At 69.2% G+C, this 20,952-nt stretch carries 18 protein-coding genes; 10 read left to right on the top strand and 8 right to left on the bottom strand.

Annotation, left to right across the window (positions count from 1 at the left end):
* The first annotated feature begins 6 nt into the window (after window positions 1–6).
* On the top strand, window positions 7–1,428 hold the full coding sequence (pyk, locus tag VGV60_00480) for a pyruvate kinase (GenBank protein HEV8699732.1): 1,422 nt from the start codon (window positions 7–9) through the stop codon (window positions 1,426–1,428).
* 44 nt (window positions 1,429–1,472) lie between these two features.
* Here pyk and pheA read toward each other — a convergent pair whose 3' ends face one another.
* The 7 genes from pheA to VGV60_00515 form a co-directional block, all read right to left on the bottom strand.
* Complete coding sequence (gene pheA / locus VGV60_00485; GenBank protein HEV8699733.1) at window positions 1,473–2,321, bottom strand: prephenate dehydratase; 849 nt, start codon at window positions 2,319–2,321, stop codon at window positions 1,473–1,475.
* Window positions 2,318–3,283 (bottom strand): glutamate formimidoyltransferase, encoded by a 966-nt coding sequence (gene ftcD, locus VGV60_00490; GenBank protein ID HEV8699734.1) that lies wholly within the window; start codon window positions 3,281–3,283, stop codon window positions 2,318–2,320. The genes pheA and ftcD overlap by 4 nt, the downstream gene beginning before the upstream one ends.
* Window positions 3,284–4,666, bottom strand: a complete 1,383-nt coding sequence (locus VGV60_00495; protein ID HEV8699735.1) for a glutamate-cysteine ligase family protein — start codon at window positions 4,664–4,666, stop codon at window positions 3,284–3,286. It lies immediately after the preceding gene.
* Between the two features lie 102 nt (window positions 4,667–4,768).
* Window positions 4,769–6,592 (bottom strand): helix-turn-helix domain-containing protein, encoded by a 1,824-nt coding sequence (locus tag VGV60_00500; protein HEV8699736.1) that lies wholly within the window; start codon window positions 6,590–6,592, stop codon window positions 4,769–4,771.
* Entirely contained in the window at window positions 6,589–8,082 is a 1,494-nt protein-coding gene (locus VGV60_00505; GenBank protein ID HEV8699737.1) for a SpoVR family protein, read from the bottom strand. The genes VGV60_00500 and VGV60_00505 overlap by 4 nt, the downstream gene beginning before the upstream one ends.
* A 2-nt stretch (window positions 8,083–8,084) precedes the next feature.
* Window positions 8,085–9,191 carry a DUF444 family protein gene (locus VGV60_00510; protein HEV8699738.1) on the bottom strand — a complete coding sequence of 369 codons (1,107 nt, stop codon included), beginning with the start codon at window positions 9,189–9,191 and terminating at the stop codon, window positions 8,085–8,087.
* 96 nt (window positions 9,192–9,287) lie between these two features.
* Window positions 9,288–11,324, bottom strand: a complete 2,037-nt coding sequence (locus VGV60_00515) for a serine protein kinase (protein ID HEV8699739.1) — start codon at window positions 11,322–11,324, stop codon at window positions 9,288–9,290.
* Between the two features lie 245 nt (window positions 11,325–11,569).
* On the opposite strand from VGV60_00515, the gene VGV60_00520 reads away from it, so the two are divergent.
* The 9 genes from VGV60_00520 to VGV60_00560 all read left to right on the top strand — a co-directional run bounded on the left by VGV60_00520 (window position 11,570) and on the right by VGV60_00560 (window position 18,723).
* On the top strand, window positions 11,570–12,682 hold the full coding sequence (locus VGV60_00520) for a PilZ domain-containing protein (GenBank protein HEV8699740.1): 1,113 nt from the start codon (window positions 11,570–11,572) through the stop codon (window positions 12,680–12,682).
* Window positions 12,679–13,887 carry a diguanylate cyclase gene (locus VGV60_00525; GenBank protein ID HEV8699741.1) on the top strand — a complete coding sequence of 403 codons (1,209 nt, stop codon included), beginning with the start codon at window positions 12,679–12,681 and terminating at the stop codon, window positions 13,885–13,887. The genes VGV60_00520 and VGV60_00525 overlap by 4 nt, the downstream gene beginning before the upstream one ends.
* Window positions 13,888–13,900: 13 nt before the next feature.
* Window positions 13,901–14,581 carry a tRNA (adenosine(37)-N6)-threonylcarbamoyltransferase complex dimerization subunit type 1 TsaB gene (gene tsaB / locus VGV60_00530; protein ID HEV8699742.1) on the top strand — a complete coding sequence of 227 codons (681 nt, stop codon included), beginning with the start codon at window positions 13,901–13,903 and terminating at the stop codon, window positions 14,579–14,581.
* Window positions 14,578–15,081: a ribosomal protein S18-alanine N-acetyltransferase gene (gene rimI / locus VGV60_00535; GenBank protein HEV8699743.1), complete on the top strand. Its 504-nt coding sequence runs from the start codon at window positions 14,578–14,580 to the stop codon at window positions 15,079–15,081. Before tsaB ends, rimI begins: the two co-directional genes overlap by 4 nt.
* A 120-nt stretch (window positions 15,082–15,201) precedes the next feature.
* Window positions 15,202–15,447: a hypothetical protein gene (locus tag VGV60_00540; protein HEV8699744.1), complete on the top strand. Its 246-nt coding sequence runs from the start codon at window positions 15,202–15,204 to the stop codon at window positions 15,445–15,447.
* Between the two features lie 76 nt (window positions 15,448–15,523).
* Window positions 15,524–16,168: a phosphatidylserine decarboxylase gene (locus tag VGV60_00545; protein HEV8699745.1), complete on the top strand. Its 645-nt coding sequence runs from the start codon at window positions 15,524–15,526 to the stop codon at window positions 16,166–16,168.
* A complete protein-coding gene (pssA, locus tag VGV60_00550) occupies window positions 16,165–16,941 on the top strand; it encodes a CDP-diacylglycerol--serine O-phosphatidyltransferase (protein ID HEV8699746.1) in 777 nt (258 codons plus the stop codon). The genes VGV60_00545 and pssA overlap by 4 nt, the downstream gene beginning before the upstream one ends.
* Entirely contained in the window at window positions 16,928–17,965 is a 1,038-nt protein-coding gene (locus tag VGV60_00555; GenBank protein HEV8699747.1) for an Asd/ArgC dimerization domain-containing protein, read from the top strand. The genes pssA and VGV60_00555 overlap by 14 nt, the downstream gene beginning before the upstream one ends.
* Window positions 17,962–18,723, top strand: a complete 762-nt coding sequence (locus tag VGV60_00560) for a hypothetical protein (GenBank protein ID HEV8699748.1) — start codon at window positions 17,962–17,964, stop codon at window positions 18,721–18,723. The genes VGV60_00555 and VGV60_00560 overlap by 4 nt, the downstream gene beginning before the upstream one ends.
* Window positions 18,724–18,770: 47 nt before the next feature.
* Here VGV60_00560 and VGV60_00565 read toward each other — a convergent pair whose 3' ends face one another.
* Window positions 18,771–20,906, bottom strand: a complete 2,136-nt coding sequence (locus VGV60_00565) for a VWA domain-containing protein (protein HEV8699749.1) — start codon at window positions 20,904–20,906, stop codon at window positions 18,771–18,773.
* Between the last annotated feature and the right edge of the window lie 46 nt (window positions 20,907–20,952).

Raw genomic sequence — 20,952 nt, forward strand, 5'->3', positions numbered from 1 at the left:
GTCCACTTGAGGCGGACCAAGATCATCGCCACGCTGGGCCCGGCCGTCGAGGGGCCGGAGGCACTCGCGTCGCTTCTGCGGGCGGGCCTCGATGTGGCGCGCCTGAACCTTTCGCACGGGTCGAACGCCGACCACCGGCGAGCGATGGCCCGGGTGCGGCGGGCCGCCGCGGCGGCCGGACGGCCCGTGGCCCTCCTGGCCGACTTGCAGGGACCGAAGGCGCGCATCGGGCTCTTGGCCGGCGGGGGGCCCGTGCGCCTGCAGCGCGGGGACCGCATCACGCTCACGCCCCGCGGCCTGGCCGGGCGCCCCGGCCTGATTCCGACCTCCTATCGCCGTCTGGCGCAGGACGTGCGACGCGGCGACCCGATCCTCCTGGACGACGGACGCCTCGAGCTGTCGGTCCTGCGCATCCGCGGCGACGACGTGGTGTGTCGGGTGGTCACCGGCGGGCTCCTCCTCGAGCACAAGGGGATGAACCTGCCGCGGACGTCCCTGAGCGACGCCTCGCTGACCGCCAAGGACCGGGCCGACCTGGCGTTCGCCCTGCGCCAGGGCGTGGATTACGTGGCGCTGTCGTTCGTGCGCTCGGCGGAGGACGTGCGGCGCGTGCGCCGCCTCGTGGCGCGGCAGGGCCGGGACGTGGCCCTGATCGCCAAGCTCGAGGTGCGCCAGGCCGTGGATCGCCTCGGTGAGATCCTGGAGGCGGCGGACGGGGTCATGGTGGCGCGCGGCGATCTCGGCGTCGAGGTGCCGCTGGAGCGCGTCCCGATCCTGCAGAAGACCATCCTCAGGGAAGCGAACCGCGCGGGCGTGATTGCCATCACCGCCACGCAGATGCTCGAGTCGATGGTCGCACAGCCGCGCCCGACTCGCGCCGAGGCCTCCGACGTGGCCAATGCCATCTTCGACGGCACCGACGCCGTGATGCTCTCGGCCGAGACCGCGAGCGGCCGGTTCCCGGCCCGAGCCGTCGCGGTCATGGACCGGATCATCCGGGAGGCCGAGAAGGCGGAGCTGCGCCCCGAGACCCGCATGGAGGCGTCGCCCGGCGCCAACCGGGAAGTCCAGGCCGTCGCCCATGCCGCCAGCGACGCCGCCCGGCAGTGGCAGGCGCGGGCGATCGTGGTGTACACCCAGACCGGCTCGACCGCCCGGATCCTCTCGAAGCTCAAGCCGCCCTGTCCGATTCTCGCCTTCGCCCCCTCGGAGGGTGTGCGCCGGCGCATGGCGCTCTACTGGGGGGTCCTGCCGATCCACCTGGCCTTCTCCAGGAACACCGACCTGATGCTGCGGCAGGGTGAGCGCGCCCTTCTCGCGGCAGGCCTGCTCACGCGAGGACAGCGGGTCGTGGTGGTCTCGGGCACCTCGCCCAGGGCGGGCGCCACCAACATCATGAAGCTGCACAGGATGGGCCAGCGGCTGTAGGGGCGCCGCGGCGCGCCGGCCCGGCCCCGTGCTCGGCCGGGCTCCTAGCGGGAACGCGGGGTGCGCGCGCGCGGATACGAGCCCAGGACGCGCACGAAGTCGCAGACCTCCTCCAGATGCCTCAGGGCGTTCCGGCAGCGCGCCTCGCGGGGCGATCCCTCGAAGTCGACGTGAAACACGTATTCCCACGGGCGGCCGGCCATCGGGCGGGACTCGATCTTCAGCAGATTGATGTCGCGCAGGGCGAACACCCCCATGCACCGGAACAGGGCACCCGGAACGTGAGGGGCCGCGAACAGCAGGGAGGTCTTGTCGGGCCTTCGGATCGGCCGCCCGTCGCGCGACAACAGGTAGAAGCGCGTGAAATTGGCCCGGTGATCCTCCAGCCCCCTCTTCAAGATCCGCGCGCCGTACAGGCGCGCGGCGAGCTCCGAGGCGATGGCGGCTGCGTCGCGCGCTCCCTGCTCCCGCAGCAGGCGCACGCTCCCCGCGGTGTCGTAGGTGGCGGTGCGCGTCAGCCGGGGATGCCGCCGGAAGAACGCCTCGCACTGCGCCAGGGCCACCGGATGGGAATACACGCGCCGGACCGCCCGCAACGGCACCCCCGGCAGGGCGATCAGGCTGTGCGACACGCGGATGATCGCCTCCCCGACGACCTGCAGCGGGGAATCGAGGAGGAGGTCGTAGACGCGGTTCACGGAGCCCGCGATGGTGTTCTCGACGGGCGCCAGCGCGTAGCGGCAGCGCCCCCTCTCGGCCGCCTGGAACAGCGCATCGAAATCCCGGCAGGGGAGGATGTCGACCCGCGGCCCGAACAGGGATCGCGCCGCGAGCTCCGAGAAGGCGCCCCGCTCGCCCTGGATGGCGATCCGGGGGGGGCGCGCCCGGCTCATCGACGGCCGCCCGGGCCCTCCGCCAGGGCCTCCTCGAGCCGCCGCTCGAACACCTTCGAGGTGCTGAAGTCTTCGAGCTTCAGGGTGCGGCGGGGGTCTTCCGGAAGGGCGTCGGCCGGCACCAGGCCGACGATCTCGCTCGAGGCGATGGCGACCCCCCGGCCCGCGGCGAGCTCACGCACCCGCTCGAACACGGTGTGCAGGGACGTGGTCCTGAAGTCGGTCATGTTCATCGACACCTGCGCGGTCTGCCGGTCGTCGAGCAGGACGCCCATCGCCTTGACGCACGGGAGGCCGCCGCTGCTCTCCCGGATGGCGCGGGCGATGGTCCTGGCCAGCTCGAGGTCGTGAGACGCCAGGTTGATGTTGTAGGCGACCAGGAATTCACGGGCCCCCACCGCGACGCATCCGGCCGTCGGATGGACACGGTCCGGGCCGAAGTCGGGCTTCCAGAGCGGATCCTTGATCTTCTCCTGGAACCCCTCGAACTCCCCCTTGCGGATCTCCGCCAGGTTGCGGCGGTTCGGGGAGCTCGCGGCCTTCTCGTACAGGTACACCGGAAGCCCATGGCGGGCGGCGAGGGACGCGCCCAGATCGCGCGCCAGGCGCACGCACTCGTCCATGGTCACGCCGCGGATCGGGATCAGGGGAATGACGTCCACCGCCCCCATGCGCGGGTGCCCCCCCTGGTGGGCGCGCAGGTCGATGCGCCCGACGCAGGCCGCCACCATCGCCTCGAGGGCGGAGCGCACCGCTTCGGGGTGGCCGGCGAGGGTCAGGACCGAGCGATTGTGGTCCGGATCGGACGAGACATCGAGACAGGCGACGGGTCCGCCGCCAACGGCCGCGTCCACGATGGCCTCGATCACCTCGCGTCGCCGCCCTTCGCTGAAATTGGGGACGCTCTCGACGAGGAGGGAGGCCGGGGCCACCGCGCTTCCGGGGCGGCCCTGAGGCGCCATTCAGACCGCCTCGGGAGCGGGCTGACCCAGGGCCTCCACCAGCTTCACCGGGTTCCGCCCGAGGGGGCCTTCCCAGTCGGCCGCCAGCCGGGCCGCCGGACACCCGCCCTCGCCCCCGAGCCGCCGATCGAGCAGGCCGAGGTATTCGGATTCCTCCGGACAGCCCTGGTTGTTCAGGCCCTGCCGGGCCAGGCGGACGATCTCGATGAGCAGGTCCCGCGCCACCACCGTGCCGCGAGCGGGCGCGTCGCCTCGTCCGGATCCCGAAGCGGCGAGGCGGGCGGCGGGCCCCACGCGACAGGCGTCGTCGAGCAGCCGCTCGCGGTCCTTGAAGGCGAGATCGCGGACCATCTCCCAGGCGTGGCGCCGCGAGGCGCCGTCGTAGAGGATTCCTTTCAGGAGCGCCGCCAGGGCCAGGCAGGAGGCGGGCTCGCCCGAATCCATGCCGCGCACCTCGATGTACTTCTTGAGCCGCACCTCGGGGAACAGCGTCGAGAGATGCACGTCCCAGTCGGCCAGGGTCGGCCGCGTCCCGTTCAACCCCTTCTTGATGAACTTCCGGAACGTCATCCCTCCCGCGGGAAGATACTCCTCGCCGCGCACGACGAAGAACATCGGCACGTCGAGGGCGTAGTCCAGGTAGTCGGAGAACCCGGCGCGATCCTTGAACACGAACGGCAGGAGCCCGCAGCGGTCCGGGTCGGTGTCGCGCCAGGCCCAGGCGCGGTAGGACATGAAGCCGTTGAGCCGGCCGTCGCTGATGGGGGAGTTGGCGTACAGCGCCGTAAGGAGCGGCGAGATCCCCATCGCCGTGCGCAGCTTGTCGGCGGCGTCGATTTCACTGGCATAGTCCAGGTTGATCTGGATGCCGCAGGTCTGCTTCATCATGACCAGGGCGCGACTGCCGCGGCGCGGCAGGTACTCGCGCATGAGGGCGTAGCGCTTCTTGGGGATGAAGCCGATCTCATCGAGGGGGGTGAACGGCTGCACGCCGATGCCGAGCCAGGTGATGCCGTGCGGGCGCGAGGTCTCCTCGACCTCGGACACGAAGGCCATGAGCTCGTCCCTGAGCGAGGCCAGGTCGCGATGGACCGCCCCCGAGAGCTCGAGCTGCGCTCCCGGCTCGAGGGTGATGCGCGTGCCTCCTTTTTTCAGGGCGAGGATGCGGCCGCCCTCGAAGATCGGCTCCCAGCCGCGATGACGGGACAGCGTCGTGAGCAGGGTCTCGACGGAGGCCGGCCCCTCGAACGGCACGGCGCGCCCGTTGTCGCGGAACACGCCGGCCCTCTCGTACTCCAGGCCGATTCCCCACCGATCGCGAGGCTTGGATCCGCCGTCGAAATACCCGTGCAGATCCTCTTCCCGCGTGATGATCGGGTCCATGGGCCTCCCGGCAAAAAAGAGGAATTCTATCACCAGGTACGACGGCCCGGTCGGCGCCGCCCGGGGCGGTCCCGCGGGCCGGCCCACGGCTCGGACAGGCTCCTAGTTGTGGGACCAGGGTGGGGCGGGCTCGGAGGACTGGCCGCGGGATTCCTGCCAGTCCCGGTGGCGCTTCATGTAAAGGCCGGTGACCTCGTCTCCCGGCAGGCCGAGGCAGCGGGCGTATTCGCGCAGGAAACCGCGCACGAACACGGCGGCGGGCAGATCTCCGAAACGCTCCTCCTCGATCGCCTGCAGGTAGGCGCGCCGGATCTTGGTCTTCTCGGCGATGGTCTCGACCGCGAGGTTCAGGCGCTGCCTCGCCTCGCGGAGCTCGGCGCCGCTCCCGGGCGTGGGCTGGGCCTCCCCCTCCTGATGGCCGGGGAGACCGGGACCCTCCGGCGCGGTCGGGACCGGCGAGGGGGCGACGGACGCCGGCACGCCGGGCACGTCGGACTCGGGGGCAGGCTCGGCCCCGCCACCCGTTGCCGGAGAGCCCGGGGTCGCGACGGGGGCCGTCGGGCTCGCGTCTTCGGCCGGGGGTGCGACCGACTGGCCGCCCGCCAGCTCGAGCGCCGCTGGGGCCAGGCCGGGCGCGCCCGGGGCGGCATGCAGGCCGCGGACCTGGTCCTCCCGGAGCGCGCCTGAACCGAGGAGGCGCCGATCGTAGTCGGAGCGGCTTTCCAGGAAGATGAGCGTCCGGTAGGCGGCCTCGATGCGCCCCTGCAGATCGCGCAGGCCCGGCGCGTCCATGAGGGGCGAGAGGCACGTGGTGTCCGGGTCGTAGGTCTTCTTCAGCAGCTGGTACGCCGACTGGACCTCCTTGGGCGAGGCCTTGGGAACGACCTCCAGGACGCGGTAGTGATCGAGCCCGTCGAGGTCCTCCCATTCTTCGTCCGGGTCCCGCAGGGGGCCGACGCCCACGGACAGCAGCCGGGCGGCGGCACGGGAGATCTCCTTGGTGGACGCGGCGTTCGGATACTGCTGCGAGAGCGGCCGGCGCTTCTGCACGGCCTGGAGGACGGACAGGTCGTGCTCGATGATGCCGGCGGTCGCCAGGTTGACCCCGAAGCACTTTCTGAAGCCGCTGGCGAGGCAGGCGGACGCCTCCTCGTCCGCCTCGGTCCGCACCTGGTTCAGGAGGAGCTCGAGGCGCGTCCTCCTGATGACCGCGGCGATCGCGTCCCTGGCCGCCGCGTCGATCCCCTCCAGGCGCGTCATGAAGCTGCGGAAGCTGAGGCCGGCAGGATCGGCCCCGGACTCCCTGAGTCGCGCCTCGATGGCGGACATCTTCTCTCCCGTGACGGCGCGGACCACGCACCAGCGCAGGTACGCCTCCGTGAACAGGTAGGCCGATTCGAGCGCGGCCGGCTCCGGCGTCGTGACGAGGATGCCGATCGTCGCCTCCGCAAACGCGGCGACGGACGCCGGCCATCGACCCGAGCCGCAGTCGATCAGGATGTGATCGGCCGCCAGCGTGCTGAACTGACCCGCCACCTGCCGCACGAACGCCACCGGGTCGTCGCGCAGCTCGCCGCGCTGGAGACCGCCGATGATCCTCAGCTGAGCGGTCGGGGTCTCGCAGGCCAGCTCCGAAAGGAGCGCCGCCTTTCCCGAGGCCAGGTCGGACAGCGTCCGCGGCAGGCGCTGGTAGCCGAGAAAGGTCGGCAGGTTGCAGCCCTGCAGGTCGAGATCGACCAGGACCACCCGCCGCCCGGCGCGGGCCAGCTGGATCCCGAGGTTCGCCGCCAGCAGGGATCGGCCCACGCCTCCCTTGCCGCCCGCGAAGGCCCAGATGGACTGGCGCGCCTCGTGCGCGCCGGCCGGCTTCGCCGAAGTCGAAGGGTTCGTCGTGACGCCCGCCGTGCCCGTCGAGCTGTTCATCATGCCACCTTGTCCGTGATGTCCTTCTCTTCGAACTCCTCGCCGTCGAAACTGATCCGGCGGGCCTTTTCGTCCACCAGGGTGTCCAGATTGACCGGGCGACCCCAGACTCTCTGGATGTTCCTCAGGGTGTCCCGGGCATAGTCGTGCTTCAGCTCGGCCCCCTCGAACTTGTGCTGCAGCAGGAGCTCCCCCTTGTTCCGGAAATTGCCGTCCACCACGAAGATGAACGGCTGGCCGAAGTTCGTGAGCTGGAAGAGAAGGCGCTGTTTGACCTTCTTGAAGTCGCGGTCGCTGATCTGGTACATGCCGGTCTTGGGATTGAAGTCGTAGAGGAACAGCTTGTGCTCGCGGCAGAAGTCCTCGGTCAGGTAGTTGTCGATGAACGTGACGTCGGTGCAGTGCCGGCGGACTTCGAAAATCTTCTCCCTCCCGAGCCCCGCCTTGCGGTCCCAGCGGGCGCGCTCGACCAGATCCTCGCAGTCATCGAACTCCTTGCCGAAGCGCCCCTTGTTCCAGCGCTCCTCGATGTTGCGGTACAGCTCCACGCCCAGCTTGTAAGGGTTCAGACGGCCGCTCCGCCCGCCCAGGGTGCCCGAGTGGTGGTCGGCGTAATCGATGAGCTCGGCGTCGGTCAGCACCTTCTCGGTCATCAGCTTGGAGTGCCAGTAGGTCGCCCAGCCTTCGTTCATGATCTTGGTCTGCGCCTGCGGCGCGTAGTAGTAGGCCTCCTCGCGGACGATCGCCAGGACGTCCCGCTGCCAGTTCTCCAGGGGGGAGTTCTCGATGAGGAACTTGAGCACGTCCCGCTGGGGGGTCTCGGGGAAACGCTTCTTGCGCTTGGCCTCCTCCTCCAGCTTCTTCTTGTGCGCCTCGATGAACTCCGGAGGGTTGATGAAGTCGTTCATGTAGGACTTGCTCTTCATCCGCCGGATCTGAGGCTTCGGCTCCTCGGCCCCGTCCCGCTCCCGGACGCGCTCCCGCACGATGAAGGGGGAGTGAGGGTCGATCAGGTTCTCGAGCGACAGGCAGCTGTCGACGTAGTTCTCGACCGCCTCGACCCCGTGCGCGTCCATGTAGCGGCGGATGCGGGTCGCGTGGTTGGCCATCACGTCCATCATCTTGCGGTTGGTCTTGGAGAACGCCAGATTGTTCTTGAAGAAGTCGCAGTGGGCGTAGACGTGCGCCATGACCAGCTTCTGGTCGACGATCTGGTTGCACTCGAGAAGGTAGGCGTAGCAGGGGTCGTTGTTGATGACCATCTCGTAGATCTTCGACAGGCCATAGGAGTAGGACTTCTGAAGGTGCTCGTACTCCATGCCGAAGCGCCAGTGCGGATAGCGCGTCGGAAACCCTCCGAAGGCGGCGACCTGGTTGAGTCCCCGGTAGTCGAGGAGCTCGAAGATGACGGGGAAGAAGTCCAGGCCGAAGGCGCGCGCGTGCCCCTCGATCTCCTCCTGCAGCTCCTGCAGGTCCTTCGGCAGGTTGGCCACCGTCAGCGCCCCCGTCCAAGAAAATCCTTGATCGACTGATAGATCCCGTCCTTGTTCTCGATCTTCGACAGGGCGATCCGCTCGTCGTCCGCGCAACCCTCCTTGAGGTCCACGAGGAACTGGCCGGTGCCGTACGGGCTCTCGACCTGGCCGTAGCAGAACAGGTTGACGCGCGGCAGGACCTGGGACTTGAGGAGGGTGATGCACTCCTCGGTGTCCCCCTGCGACCAGTTGTCGCCGTCCGAGAAGTGCAGGCAGTAGATGTTCCATTCCTCCGCGGGATAGTCCATCTCCATGATGCGGGCGCACAGCCTGTAGGCCGCCGAGATCACGGTCCCGCCCGACTCGCGCGTATGGTAGAACGTGTCGCGATCGACCTCGCGCGCCTCGGCGTCGTGGATGATGTAGCGGATCTCCACGCCCTTGTAGTGGTGCCGGAGCCAGGTGTCGATCCAGAACGACTCGATGCGCACGATCTCCTTCTGCTCCTCGCCCATCGATCCCGAGACGTCCATCATGTAGATGATCACGGCGTTGGCCTGCGGCATGACGGCGCTCTTCCACGATCGGTAGCGCTTGTCGGCGCGGATCGGGATGAGGATCGGGTTGTCCGGGCGGTAGGTGCCGGTGGAGATGCTGCGCTTCAGCGTCTCCTTGTAGGTCCGCTTGAAGTGCCGGAGCGTCTCGGGGCCGTAGCGCGAGATCCCCGTGTAGCGGTCCTTCGAGGACATGATGTTCTTGCGGCCCTTGGGCCTGATTTCCGGGAGCTCCAGCTCCTCCCCGAGCATCTCGGCCAGCTCGTCCAGCGAGAGGTCCACCTCGAGCAGGTGCTCGCCCGGCTGGTTCCCCGCCTCGCGCTTGCCGCCCTCGACCTCTCCGGCTCCCAGGACGGTGCCGATCGCCCCCTCGCCCTGGCCGACCCCGCCGGTCTGCTTGGGTCCGTAGACGAACTGCGGAATGCGGATCTGGGGGAGGGGAATCGAGATGTAGTCCTTGCCGCGGCGGCCGATGAGCTCGCCGCTCGAGATGTACTTCTTGAGCTCCTTCTTGATCCGCCCGCGGATGATCTGCTTGAAGCGGTTGTGGTCCTGCTCGATCCTGAGGATCACGCCGATCCCCCCTCCGACAGAAACGCCCCTGCAGGGCTCCCGGCGACCGTCCGCCCGCGGCCCGGCAGGGGCATCAGAAACACGGCTGGGAGCCCGTCAGTCGCGGGCGTCGCCCCGGGCGAAGATGCTGGCCACGTAATGCAGCACATCCGTGGCGCAGATGTCGCAATAGCCGTAGTCCTTCTTCAGCCGGCTCTTCACGACGTCGATCTTCTCCTGGGTGTCCTTGTCCACGACCGAGGAGACCAGCGAGGTCAGCTTGATGGAGTCCTTCTGGTCCTCGAAGAGCTTGAGCTCGAGGGCCTTGTGCAGCCTCTCGTTGGTCTTGTAGTTGAACGACTTGCCTTCCACCGCCAGGGCGCCGATGTAGTTCATGATTTCGCGCCGGAAGTCGTCCTTGCGGTTGTCCGGGATGTCGATCTTCTCCTCGATCGACCGCATCAGACGCTCGTCCGGCTCCTCGTCCTGTCCGGTGTACTTGTTGCGAACCCGCTCGCGCTGCGTGTACGCCTTGACGTTGTCGATGTAATTGCTGCAGAGGCGGGCGATCGCCTCCTCATCGGCCGAGATCGCGCGCTGCACCTCGTTCTTGGCGATGTCCTCGTATTCCTGCTTGACGTTTCCCAGCAGGTCGCGGTAGCGCTTGCGCAGCTCCTCGGAGGTGATGAGCGAGTGGTGCCTCAGCCCCGACTCGAGCTCGTTCAGGACCATGAAGGGATTGATGCATCCCTCGCCCTTGTCGGACACCAGGGCGTTGCTGATCTTGTCCTGGATGTAACGCGGCGAGATGCCGTCCATGCCTTCGCGCGACGCCTCCTTGCGCAGCTCCTTGATATTGTCCTCGGTGAACCCGGGAAGCGTCTTGCCGTTGTACAGGCGCAGCTTCTGCATGAGCGTCAGGTCGGCCTTCTTGGGCTCCTCGAGGCGCGTCAGGACCGCCCACATGGCCGCCATCTCGAGGGTGTGCGGCGCGATGTGCTTCCCCTTGATGCGCGCCGGGTTGTAGTCCTTCTCGTAGATCTTGATCTCCTCCGAGAGCTTGGTGATGTACGGAATGTCGATCTTCACGGTCCGGTCGCGCAGGGCCTCCATGAACTCGTTGTGCTGGAGCTTGCGGTACTCCGGCTCGTTCGTGTGCCCGATGATCACCTCGTCGATGTCGGTCTGGGCGAACTTCTTCGGCTTGATCTTGTGCTCCTGGGAAGCGCCCAGGAGGTCGTAGAGGAACGCGACCTCGAGCTTGAGGACCTCGATGAACTCGATCAGGCCGCGGTTGGCGACGTTGAACTCGCCGTCGAAGTTGAAGGCCCGGGGGTCGGAGTCGGAGCCGAACTCGGCGATCTTGCGATAGTTGATGTCTCCGGTCAGCTCCGTCGAATCCTGGTTCTTCTCGTCCTTCGGCTGGAACGTGCCGATCCCGACCCGGTCCTTCTCGGAGAGGATCAGGCGGCGCACCCGCACGTGCGAGACGATCTTGGTCCAGTCGCCCCCGTAGCGCAGGTTGAGCTCCTTGTAGTTCTGGCGGCAGGCGGGGCAGAGATCCCCCTCGATCAGGACCCGCTCCCCCTCGGGGCGGCCCTCGTTCAGCATCCGCAGGACCTCGGGGCGCAGCCCCTCCGGCGCCAGATGCAACGGCTCCTCGTGCATCGGACAGGAGAGGATCTCGCTCTGGTCCGATCGCTTGCGGCCGATCTCGGCCGGCAGCACCCAGGTGAAGGTGTAGAGGGCGCCCTCCGGCGTGCGCGAGTAGTCCTCCAGCCCCTTCTTCAGGAGCCTCACGATGGTCGATTTGGACGACCCGACCGGTCCGTGGAGGAGCAGCACGCGCTTCTCGGTGCCGTAGCGCTGCGCCGCGGACTTGAAGACGTTCACCAGCTTCATCAGCGGGATGTCGAGCCCGAAGATCGCGTCGACGCCGCCGTGGTCCTTGTCGTCGAAGAAGTTGTAGTGGAGGATTTTTTTCTTGTACTCGTAATATTCCCGCGTCCCCTTGGCCAAAATCATGTCGTACATGCGCTGGAACGCCGTGCGGGTGACCTTCGTGTTGTGACGGACGATCTGGAGGTAATCCTCGAAGCTGCCCTCCCAGTGCTGGTCCTTGAAGCCCCGCAAGTCCTGGAGCCTCCCGATCATGTTCACGATCTCTGAGCCTGTGGGCACCGGTCTCACCTCACGCTCGCTGGTCGTGTCTCGGGTGGGAGAATGTGATGTATCTCTTTGGTAGACCATGTGTTCCTCTATTTCAAATCACCTGAACGTAATATAAGGCGCAGTCAAGGAATTGTCAAAAACTTTTCCCGGCCGCCGTTTGTTGACAGCCTCCGGGGGAGCCGTTAACATCGCGGGGCAGGCAAGGAGCCCGTCATCCTGAGGTAACTGTGGACCCGCGGGACCTGAGACGCACCGTCCAGGACGACATCCGGAAGGTCCTCGAAGACCCCGCCGCCCGGGGCGACCGCCTGGTCGAGGCGCTCGCCGGCCTCGCCACGCGGCATCCGATCGAGCCGTTTCGCGCCGTCCTGGCGTGCGTCGCGACCCTGGAATGCTCCGAGGACGAGGCGGGTCCCCTGGTCCTCGCCATCGACAGGCATCGATCCGGTCTCGAGGAGCTGATGGGCCGGGACCCTGGCTTCAGCGTCGCCGCCTGCGATCTCCTCCACGACGTGGACCGGACCATGCGGGAACCCGTCTACCGCTCAGGCGCCCCCGCCGTCCGGACCTCCCCGGACGAGTTCGCGGCGCCGCTCGAGGAGTCCTTGCGACAGGAGTCTCGGCGCGCTCAGCGGTCCGGCCGCCCCGTCGCCGTGGTCGTCCTGGCGCCGGACGGAGACGCCCCCGGGGCGGCCGGCGATCGGCAGGCGGCCCGACGGGGGTTGTGCGACGGCGCGCGCGACATCGACGTCGTCGGCAGCCTGTCGCCCGACGCCTTCCTCGTCCTGCTTCCGTGCACCGGCGGGAGACAGGGTCTTCTGGCCGCGGGGCGATTCCGCCGCTCCCTCTTCGCCGCGACCGGCGCGGCCTGGAGCGCCGGAGCGGCGTCGGGTTCCGGCCCTGCGGCGGACGCCGTCGATCTGACCCGCAAGGCCAGGGAGGCCCTGGCGACGGCCCGGCGGGAGGGGTCGGGGCAGGCGCTGCACCGACAGGAGCGCCGGGCCCACTCACGCACGGTGGTGAGCGTCCCGGTCGAGGCGCGGCTGCGCCGGGACGGCGTCGATTGGGCCATCGTGCTGGAAGACCTGTCCCTGGGAGGGGCCCTGTTCACCGTCCACCAGCGAATCGATCCCGGCTCCGAGGTGATCCTGGCGCTGCGTCAGGGGGTCGTGCGTCCTGTGGCCACGGCGATCCCGTCGCGCGTCCTCAGGGTGGCGGATGGGCCGGTGGCCGGGCGGGCGCCCTGGAAGGCGGCTGTGTCGTTCGGCGCCGAGGCGCGGCTCGGGATCGCCGCTGTCCTGGCCGAGATCGATCCGCGCGCCCCCCGGGGGGTCCCGTGATCACCCTGGAGGAAGCGTCGCGCCACCGCGAGGAGCTGACCGAAATCCTGCGGGAGGACGCCCACAACGAAGAGAGAATCCTGCGGCGCCTGGATCAGATCCGGACGCAGAGCGGCCTCCAGGTCTACGCGGCGCTTCTCCTCATCCTGACGGGCCTGGGCTTCGAGGAGTCGGAGGCCCGCCTCCACTGGGACGAGGTGCTCAAGCACCGGCAGCGGCTCGGCCAGGCGCTGCAGCGCAACGTCGGCCTGCGCGTGGCGGTGCTCGATTATTTCGTCAACGTCAACCGGCAGCTCGTCAGCCCGCGCATCATCGATTTGTCGCTGCACGACCGTCAGGACCCCTCCTCGCCGGTCGATGCGCGCACCGGGTTGTGGAACGCGCGGCAGTTCCTGTCGGCCCTGCAGAAGGAGATCCGGCGGGCCAAGCGGTACAAGCTGGAGCTGACGGTGCTCTACCTCGACATCGACGACTTCCGGGAGATCAACGAGAGGCACGGCGAGCTGGTCGGGGACATCCTGCTGCGCGAGGTGGCCATCCTCGTGAAAAACAGGATCCGCGACATCGACATGGCCGCCCGCCTGTCCGGCGAGGAGTTCGGCCTGATCCTGCCGGAGACCGAGCGGATGGGGGCCTTCCTGGTGGCCGAGCGCATCCGCAAGGAGGTGGAACGCCACTTCATGCGACGCGACATCGACGGCCGCCCGATCGCCATGACCGTCACCATCGGCATGGCGAAGTACCCGGCGGACGCGGCGATGCCGGACCGGCTGCTCCGGCGGGCCGAGGAGGCGATGCACCAGGCGAAGGCGCGCGGGGGAAACACGGTCGGAGTCTATTACCGCGAGCGGCGCAGCTACATCCGGTTCGACGTGATGCGCCAGCAGGTGCAGATCCGCGTGACGCCGGCCGGCCGGGACGCCTCGGACTTCCGGGAGGAGACGGAGGCGCCGGTCAACATCAGCCGGAGCGGCCTGCTGTTCGAGAGCGATCGCGCGTTCTCCATCGGCGACGAGCTGGTGATCGTCTGTCAGGACAGCCGGGATCAGGCGCGCGTCACCCTGCGAGCCCGCGTGGTGCGCATGGAAGAGATCGAAGGGCAGCCGCTGCGCTACGAGGTGGGGGCCGTCTTCCTCCTCGAATGGGACCATCAGGAGGCCCAGGTCACGGAATTCCTGCGGCGCGGCGGCCTGGCCGCCGGCTGACGGCGGTCCGGATATGACCATCCTCGGCATCGACACCGCCACCCGCCGCGCGAGCGTGGCGCTGGCGCGCGGCGGGGAGGTCGCGGCCCTGGCGCACCTCGACGGGCGCCATGGGCACGCGGGCGACCTCCTGACGCGCCTCGACGCGCTCCTGACCGGGGCGGGACTCAAGCCCTCCGATCTGGCGGCCATCGCCGTCACGATCGGCCCCGGCTCCTTCACCGGCGTGCGCATCGGGATGGCCACGGCCAAGGGGCTGGCCTACGCCCTCGACGTGCCCCTCGGCGGCCTCTCCACTCTCGAGGCGCTGGCGCGAGCCGCCCTGCCTCTCGCGGGTGGCGCCCCGCGGCTGTGCGCCGTCCTCGAGGCCGGGCGGGGCGAGGTGTATGCCGCGCTGTTCCGTCGCGAGGGGAGCGGGCTGTGCCGTGAGACGGACGACCGGTCCTGGCGGCCACGGGACCTCGTGGAGGAGACTCGTGGCGGCGCGATCCTGGTCGGGGACGCGGTCGCGACCCTCCGGCAGGCGGCCCGCGAGGCCGGCCTGGAGGTGACGGGCATCGAGCCCCAGCCGGCCCTGGCCGGAGCGCTCGCCGTCTGGGGCGGGGCGACGCTCCACCCCGGAGGCGCCTACGATCCGGGCGCCCTGCGCCCCAACTACGTGCGCCCATCCGACGCCGAGGTGGCGCGCCGATGATCGTCAAGACCCGGAGGCATCGGGACAGGGCCTCGGCGCTCACGTTCGTGCCGATGTCGCTGGAGGACATCCCCGGCGTGATGGAGATCGAGAACCAGTCGTTCCCGATTCCCTGGAGCGAATCCTCGTTCCGTTACGAGCTGCTCGAGAACCCGTACGCGAGCCTGTTCGTGGGCCGGGTCCGCACGGAGCCGCCCGTGATCGCGTTCGCCTGCGTCTGGCTCGTCGATCAGGAGATGAAGATCAACAACATCGCCGTCCATCCTCGCGTCCGGGCGCAGGGCGTGGGAACGCGGTTTCTCCGCTTCCTGCTGGATCACGCGGCGTCCCAGGGATGCCGCGAGATCACCCTGGAGGTTCGACCGAGCAACGCGGCGGCCCTGGCCCTGTACCGCTCGGCCGGCTTCCTCCCGATCGGTCGCCGGAAGCAGTACTACACCGACACGCACGAGGACGCGATCGTCATGTGGCGCCGGATCGAGCCCCGGACGGCCGGATGACACCCGACCCGACCCTTGCACCAACCGATCCGGGATGCTAGACTTGGCCGTAAACATGGACGCCTGTGCGACTCAACCGCCTTCGCTCGAACGCCCTTTAAAACCAGGAGGTCTAGGACGATGGTGCACATCCAGGAGGACCTGAAGAGGACCCTTTCGGAGAACCACGAGGAGTATCGAAAGCTGCTGGCGGAGCACGCCAGCTGTGAGTCCCGTCTTCAGGAACTTCAGGGAAAGGCCGTCCTCGACGAGACCGAGCGGGTCGAGAGCGTCAACATCAAGAAACAGAAGCTGCAGCTCAAGGACCGCATGGAAGCGATCCTCCGGCACCACATGGAGCGCACCAGCGGCGCCGGGGTCCGGTAAGGGGACCTCGGAAATCCGACGCGCACGGCGTGGAGGGGGCGCTGCGGCAGGCCCCCTTTTTCGACGGGAGGCACAGGTGCCGGTGGCAAGAGAGGCGATCCCCTTCCTCCTGGGCCTGCTCGCGGCCGCCATCCTTCTCGGCGCGGTCCTCGGCCCCTGGGGCGTCCTCCCGGCCCTGGTGCTCATCCTGTTCGTTCTGTTCTTTTTCCGCGATCCCGCACGGGCGTCGCCGACCGGAGAGGGCCTGGTGCTGTCGCCGGCCGACGGCCGCGTCTCGGACATCGAGCGCGGACCGGAGGGGGCGCGGATCTCGGTGTTCCTGTCGCTCTTCGACTGCCACATCAACCGATCGCCTGTGGAGGGGACGGTCCGCACCGTGGCCTACACCTCCGGCCGTTTCCACCCGGCCTGGCAGGGGCGGGCGAGCCGCGAGAACGAGCGCAACCACCTGGTCATCGCGTCGCAGGCGGGCGACTACGGCGTCACGCAGATCGCCGGCGTCGTGGCGCGGCGGATCGTCTGCGCCAAGAGGCCCGGCGACGAGGTGAGGCGCGGCGAGCGGATCGGCCTCATCCGCTTCGGATCGCGCACGGACCTGCACTTGCCTCCGGGCATCGAGCCGCTGGTGACGGTCGGCGACCGGGTCCGTGGAGGGCTGACGGTGCTGGCTCGGGAGGTCCCGGTCGCGCAGCGCGCCTCGGCCGCCGGGGCGCGGGCATGAGGGATCCTGCACGGCTGAAGGACCGGGCCCGGTTCCGGCGCGGCGCCTACCTGATTCCGAGCCTGTTCACGACCGGGAACCTGCTCTGCGGCTACATCGCCGTCGTGCGCAGCATCCAGGGCGAGTTCGAGTGGGCGGCGATCGCCCTGTTCATCGCGGCGCTCCTCGATCGGGTGGACGGCTGGGTGGCCAGGCTCACGGGGACGACGAGCGACTTCGGCGTGCAGTTCGATTCGCTCGCCGACGTCATCTCCTTCGGCATCGCGCCGTCGATCCTCGTCTATGTGTGGGCCCTCTCCTCCCTCCCCAAGCCCTGGTCCCTGGCGCCGTTCCTTCTTCTGGCCACGAGCGCGGCTCGCCTGGCCCGCTTCAACATCCAGGCGCCGACCCTGGACAAGCGCTATTTCGTGGGGCTGCCGACGCCGGCCGCGGCCTGCGCCGTGGCCGCGTGCGTGTTCTACGATCCGGAGCGGGTGACCGACCGGATCACCGGCATCCTGGTGATGTGCCTCGTCGTGACCCTCTCGGTCCTGATGATCAGCAAGGTGCGGTATCGATCCTTCAAGGAGATCGATCTGCGTCGGCGCGTGCCGTGGGTGGTCGTGATCCTGATGGCCCTGGTGTTCTTCATCGCGGCCGGGTATCCCAAGGAGGTCGGCCTGTTCCTCAGCTTCGCGTACCTCCTCTCCGGGCTCGTCCCGCGGCTCCGCGCCGTGCCGGCGCAGAAGGAGCCGCGCCCGGCCGCGGCGGGAGGTCGCGATGGCCGTGGTTGAGGTGGCGCGCTTCCGCCGCCGGGCGCACGTCGCGCTGTTCGACGCCACCACGCTGGCGGCCAGGGGCGTGAAGGACCATCTCGCCTCCCGGGCGTTCCCCGCGGCCTCGGTCCGCCTTTACTCGTCGACCGCGGAAGCCGACTCCAACCTGACGGAGTTCAAGGGGGAGCCGATGCTCGTCACCGAGCCGGACATCGACACCCTCGCGAACCTGGACATCGCCTTCCTGTGCGGCAGCCGTGAGGAGGGGGCCCGTTACCTGGACTGGGCGGGCCGGGTCGGATTCACGGCCGTCGATCTGACCGGCGCGGCCGCCTCCGGTGCGGCGCCCCTCGTGAACGCCTCGGTCAACCCGGAGGCGATCTCCGAAGGCCCCGGCGTGATCGCCACGCCGCACCCGGTGGCCCAGCTCCTGTCCACTGTGCTCGCGCCCGTCCGGAGCCGCTGCGGGCTGCAGGAGGTCGTGGCGGTGGTTCTGCAGCCGGCATCGCAACACGGAGAGCCGGGAATCGACGAGCTCTACAAGCAGACCGCCAGCCTCCTGAGCTTCTCGGACATGCCCCGGGAGGTCTTCGGTCGCCAGCTGGCGTTCAACGTCATCCCCGGCTTCGCGGGGGAAGAGCGGCACGGACGGGATGCGGGCCGCGCGGACCTCGCGGAGGAGGTCCGCCGGATCACCGGGGGCGGCTTCGCGCTGGGCGTCCAGGTCATCCAGGCGCCGGTGTTCCACGGCCATGCCCTCATGGCGCACGTGGTGCTCGATCCCGGGAGGAGCACCGACGATCTGGCCGCGTGCTTCGCCGGCGGCGACGACTTCCGCTTCGAGCGGCGCGGCGAGAAGGTGACGCCCGTCGAGAGGGCGGGGGAGGGCGGGATCCTGGTCGGGGGCATCCGGCCGGGAGCGCGCGAGTCGTCGTTCTGGATCTGGGCCGTGTGTGACGACCTGGCCGGAGGGACCGCGCTCAATGCCGTGCGCATTGCCGAGATGCTCCTCGGACGGGACGCCGGCAAGGGGCGGGCATGAGCCCGATGGGGCGGGCCGCCCTCGTCACCGTGCTCCTGGGCCTGTCTCCGGGCCCCGGAGCGCAGGACATGAAGCGGCCGGAGGAGCAGCTGGCGGCGATCTACAGCCTGAAAGTGCAGCTGGAGATCGAGCAGCGGCGGCTGGACGATGCGTTGCAGCGCCACACGGAGCAGGCGCGGGCCCGTGAGGACGCCCGGAGCCGCCTGCAGCGCCTCTACGGCGAGCTCGACGCCATGGTGGAGGGCCGGGCCGAGGGGGACGCGGATCTGATCCAGGCCCGTGAGGACGACATCCGGAGGACCGAGCAGGAGCTCGCGGCCCTGAGCGACGAGACCCGCCGCGTGCGCGAGACCATCCGCGACGCGCACGTGCGCATCGAGCTCTTGGGCGAACGAATCGGCCGTCTGAGAAAGACGCTGCCGTCCGACACCGAGTCGCTGACCGGGGCGTGGGACGTGAGCTATCTCCCGAGCGGGGACAAGGGGGTCTTCATGCTCCGGCAGTCCGGCACGCTTCTGGTCGGCGAGTACACCCTGGAAGGGGGATGGAAGGGAAGCCTGCAGGGGACGTTCGTGGACGGCAAGGTGCTCCTGCACCGTATCGATTCGAAGCTCGGAAGGTCCTCCGACCTCGAGGGGACCCTGGCGCCCGATGGCCGCACGCTCCGCGGCAGCTGGCAGAGCTACATCCTGTCGGGGGGACAGCCGACGAACGGGTCGTGGATCGCCAGAAAACGGCAGGAAAAATCCGAGCCATAACATCAGGAGCCCGCCCCATCCTCGGACCGGCTCCTCGAAGCGCCCTCTCAGCTCCCCTCGCGGGAGTCCGGGCCGCCGCGCTTGGCCGTCAGACGGAACGGGATCGACCCGAGGTCCGATCCGCCGCCATCTCCCTTGACCGCCAGGATGTAATCGCCCGCCGGGAGGCCCTCCGTCGGCAGGTCCACCTTGATGCTCCCCGGGGCCGGCCCCTTCCCGCCGTCCTGGCCCAGGACGTCCTGCGGAACAGGGATGCTGCGCAAGACCTTGTCGCCCCCCCTGATCTCGATCCGGACTCCGGTGGTCCGCTCCCGCCGCTCCAGCCGGAAGCCGGACGCCAGGAGCTCTCCGACCGCAAAGGTGGATTTGAGTGCGGGCCCCGTCCGGAAGTCGCTCACCTCCCCGGGGGACGCCTCCGGCGACCCGGCCGGCGGCACCTCCACCCACAGGCTCCTCTCGTCCAGTGAGTAGATGGACAGCCCCACCACGTCGGTGAGCTCTCCCGCCGGCCGGACGGACTGGCGGGCGGCACCGAGCGTGCCGCCGCCGAGGTCCGAGACCACCGCAGTGACCGTCTGCGCACCGCGAGGGAGGAGGGCGCGACTGTAGAAGTCCACGCCGGGCAGCTGCGCGCCGCGGTCGCGCCCGGGGGCGATTCGCACCTGGCGGGCCGTGCGCAGCGTCTCGCGGCCGCTCTCGTCGATGGCCACGAACCCGACCTCGAGGCGTGCGACAGGGCCCTCGGGCCCGGGCACCAGGAGCGCCCGACCGGGAGGCAGGTGAATGACCAGGTCGACCACCCGGCTGCCCCCGTCCCCCGGGCCGGCGATGGCGCTGATCTCGATCCCCATCTCGGTGTACAGCTCGGGAAGCAGGTAGGCCGCCTCGAGCGTGCGCGCCCGGGCCTGCTGCGGCAGAAGTCGCGTGAAGCCCCGGCGCCAGCGCAGCCGGGCGCCGCTCCGCTTCACGCGCAGCTGCACCGTGTGAAACTGGCCATCGGGCTGGCCCTCAGGGGCGTAGCCGACCAGGTAATAGCTCCGGCTGGCGGCCTCGGCCTCGACCAGCCCCCGGTGGAGATCGTTGGACGTGGACGACGTACCCCCGGTCTGCAGCGCCATGGTCGCCAGCGTATTGCCGCGGCGCGAGGCGCGTTGCCCCTCCAGGGCCCCGACGGCGAGCCCGGTCGTCTGGACGCTGTGCAGAGTGACGCCGGCGGCGGCGGCTTCGTGCGCCAGCTGCTTGATCTCGAGAGACAGATCGAACGCCGCAGCGCGCGTCATGACGTTGCCAGTCGGGGCCATCTGCGCCACGCGCTCGAAGTAATCCGCGCACGGGTTCTCCGGAACGCCGTCCCCCATGAACAGGATCGCCTTGTAGCCGGGATAAGGGGCCAGGGAGTCCACCAGTGTCTTGAGCGCGGTGAGGACCGCGCGCATCTTCGGCGTCTCCTCCTGGGCATACGACGTGGCCAGGAGCATCGCCTGCATCTCCTTCGGCTGTCCCGGGGGACCATTGCCCGACATGAGCTGACGAAACTCCCGATCGTGATCCGCCGTCTCGCTCGCGAAATCGGAATGTCGCACGGGATCGGCGAGGCTCGCCTCGATCGCCTGCTTGAGCACCGCCCGGTCGGTCGTGAAGTCCTGAAGGACCCGCAGCTTCCGGTCATAGGACGCCAGAGCGACCTGGTCGTCGGGCGCGAGGCCCGAGGTCAGGAAGCGCCCCGCGGCCTGTCGGGCCTGGGTGAGGTTCTGGTAGGAGGACGTTCCGTCCTCGAAAAACAGGATGAAATGGCGCGGGTGCCGCTGACCCGGCTCGAGCCCCGGCTCGCCTCCGGCCGCCGCCCGCTCCGGGCCGGGAACGGGCGCTCCGGGCGGCGCGGCGGCGCGCCTGAACTCGAGGGAGGCGATCGGCTTGGGGTGGCTGTCCACCCGCAGGGAGAAGTCGTCCACGCCCAGCCCCTCGATCGCCCGGCCGCTGCTGTCGGTGACGTACGCCTCGATCAGGACCAGCTCGACGGTCGCCCGTTCGATCAGGGGAGCCACGGGGTGCGTCGGGTCCTTCTCCGGCGGCGCGGCGGAGAAGCCTGCCGCCCCGGGACGGGCCAGCGCGATCGCAGCGGCCAGGAGCCAGACCGCGCATTCGGCCGGGACGCGCGGCCGGGGCTTGCGGTTCGCAGACATGGAGGTTCTCCCGGGAATGGACGGCTCCCATTATCCACCCGTTTCT

It is taken from the genome of Candidatus Polarisedimenticolia bacterium, from assembly GCA_036001465.1.
Lineage (GTDB): Bacteria > Acidobacteriota > Polarisedimenticolia > Gp22-AA2 > Gp22-AA2 > Gp22-AA3.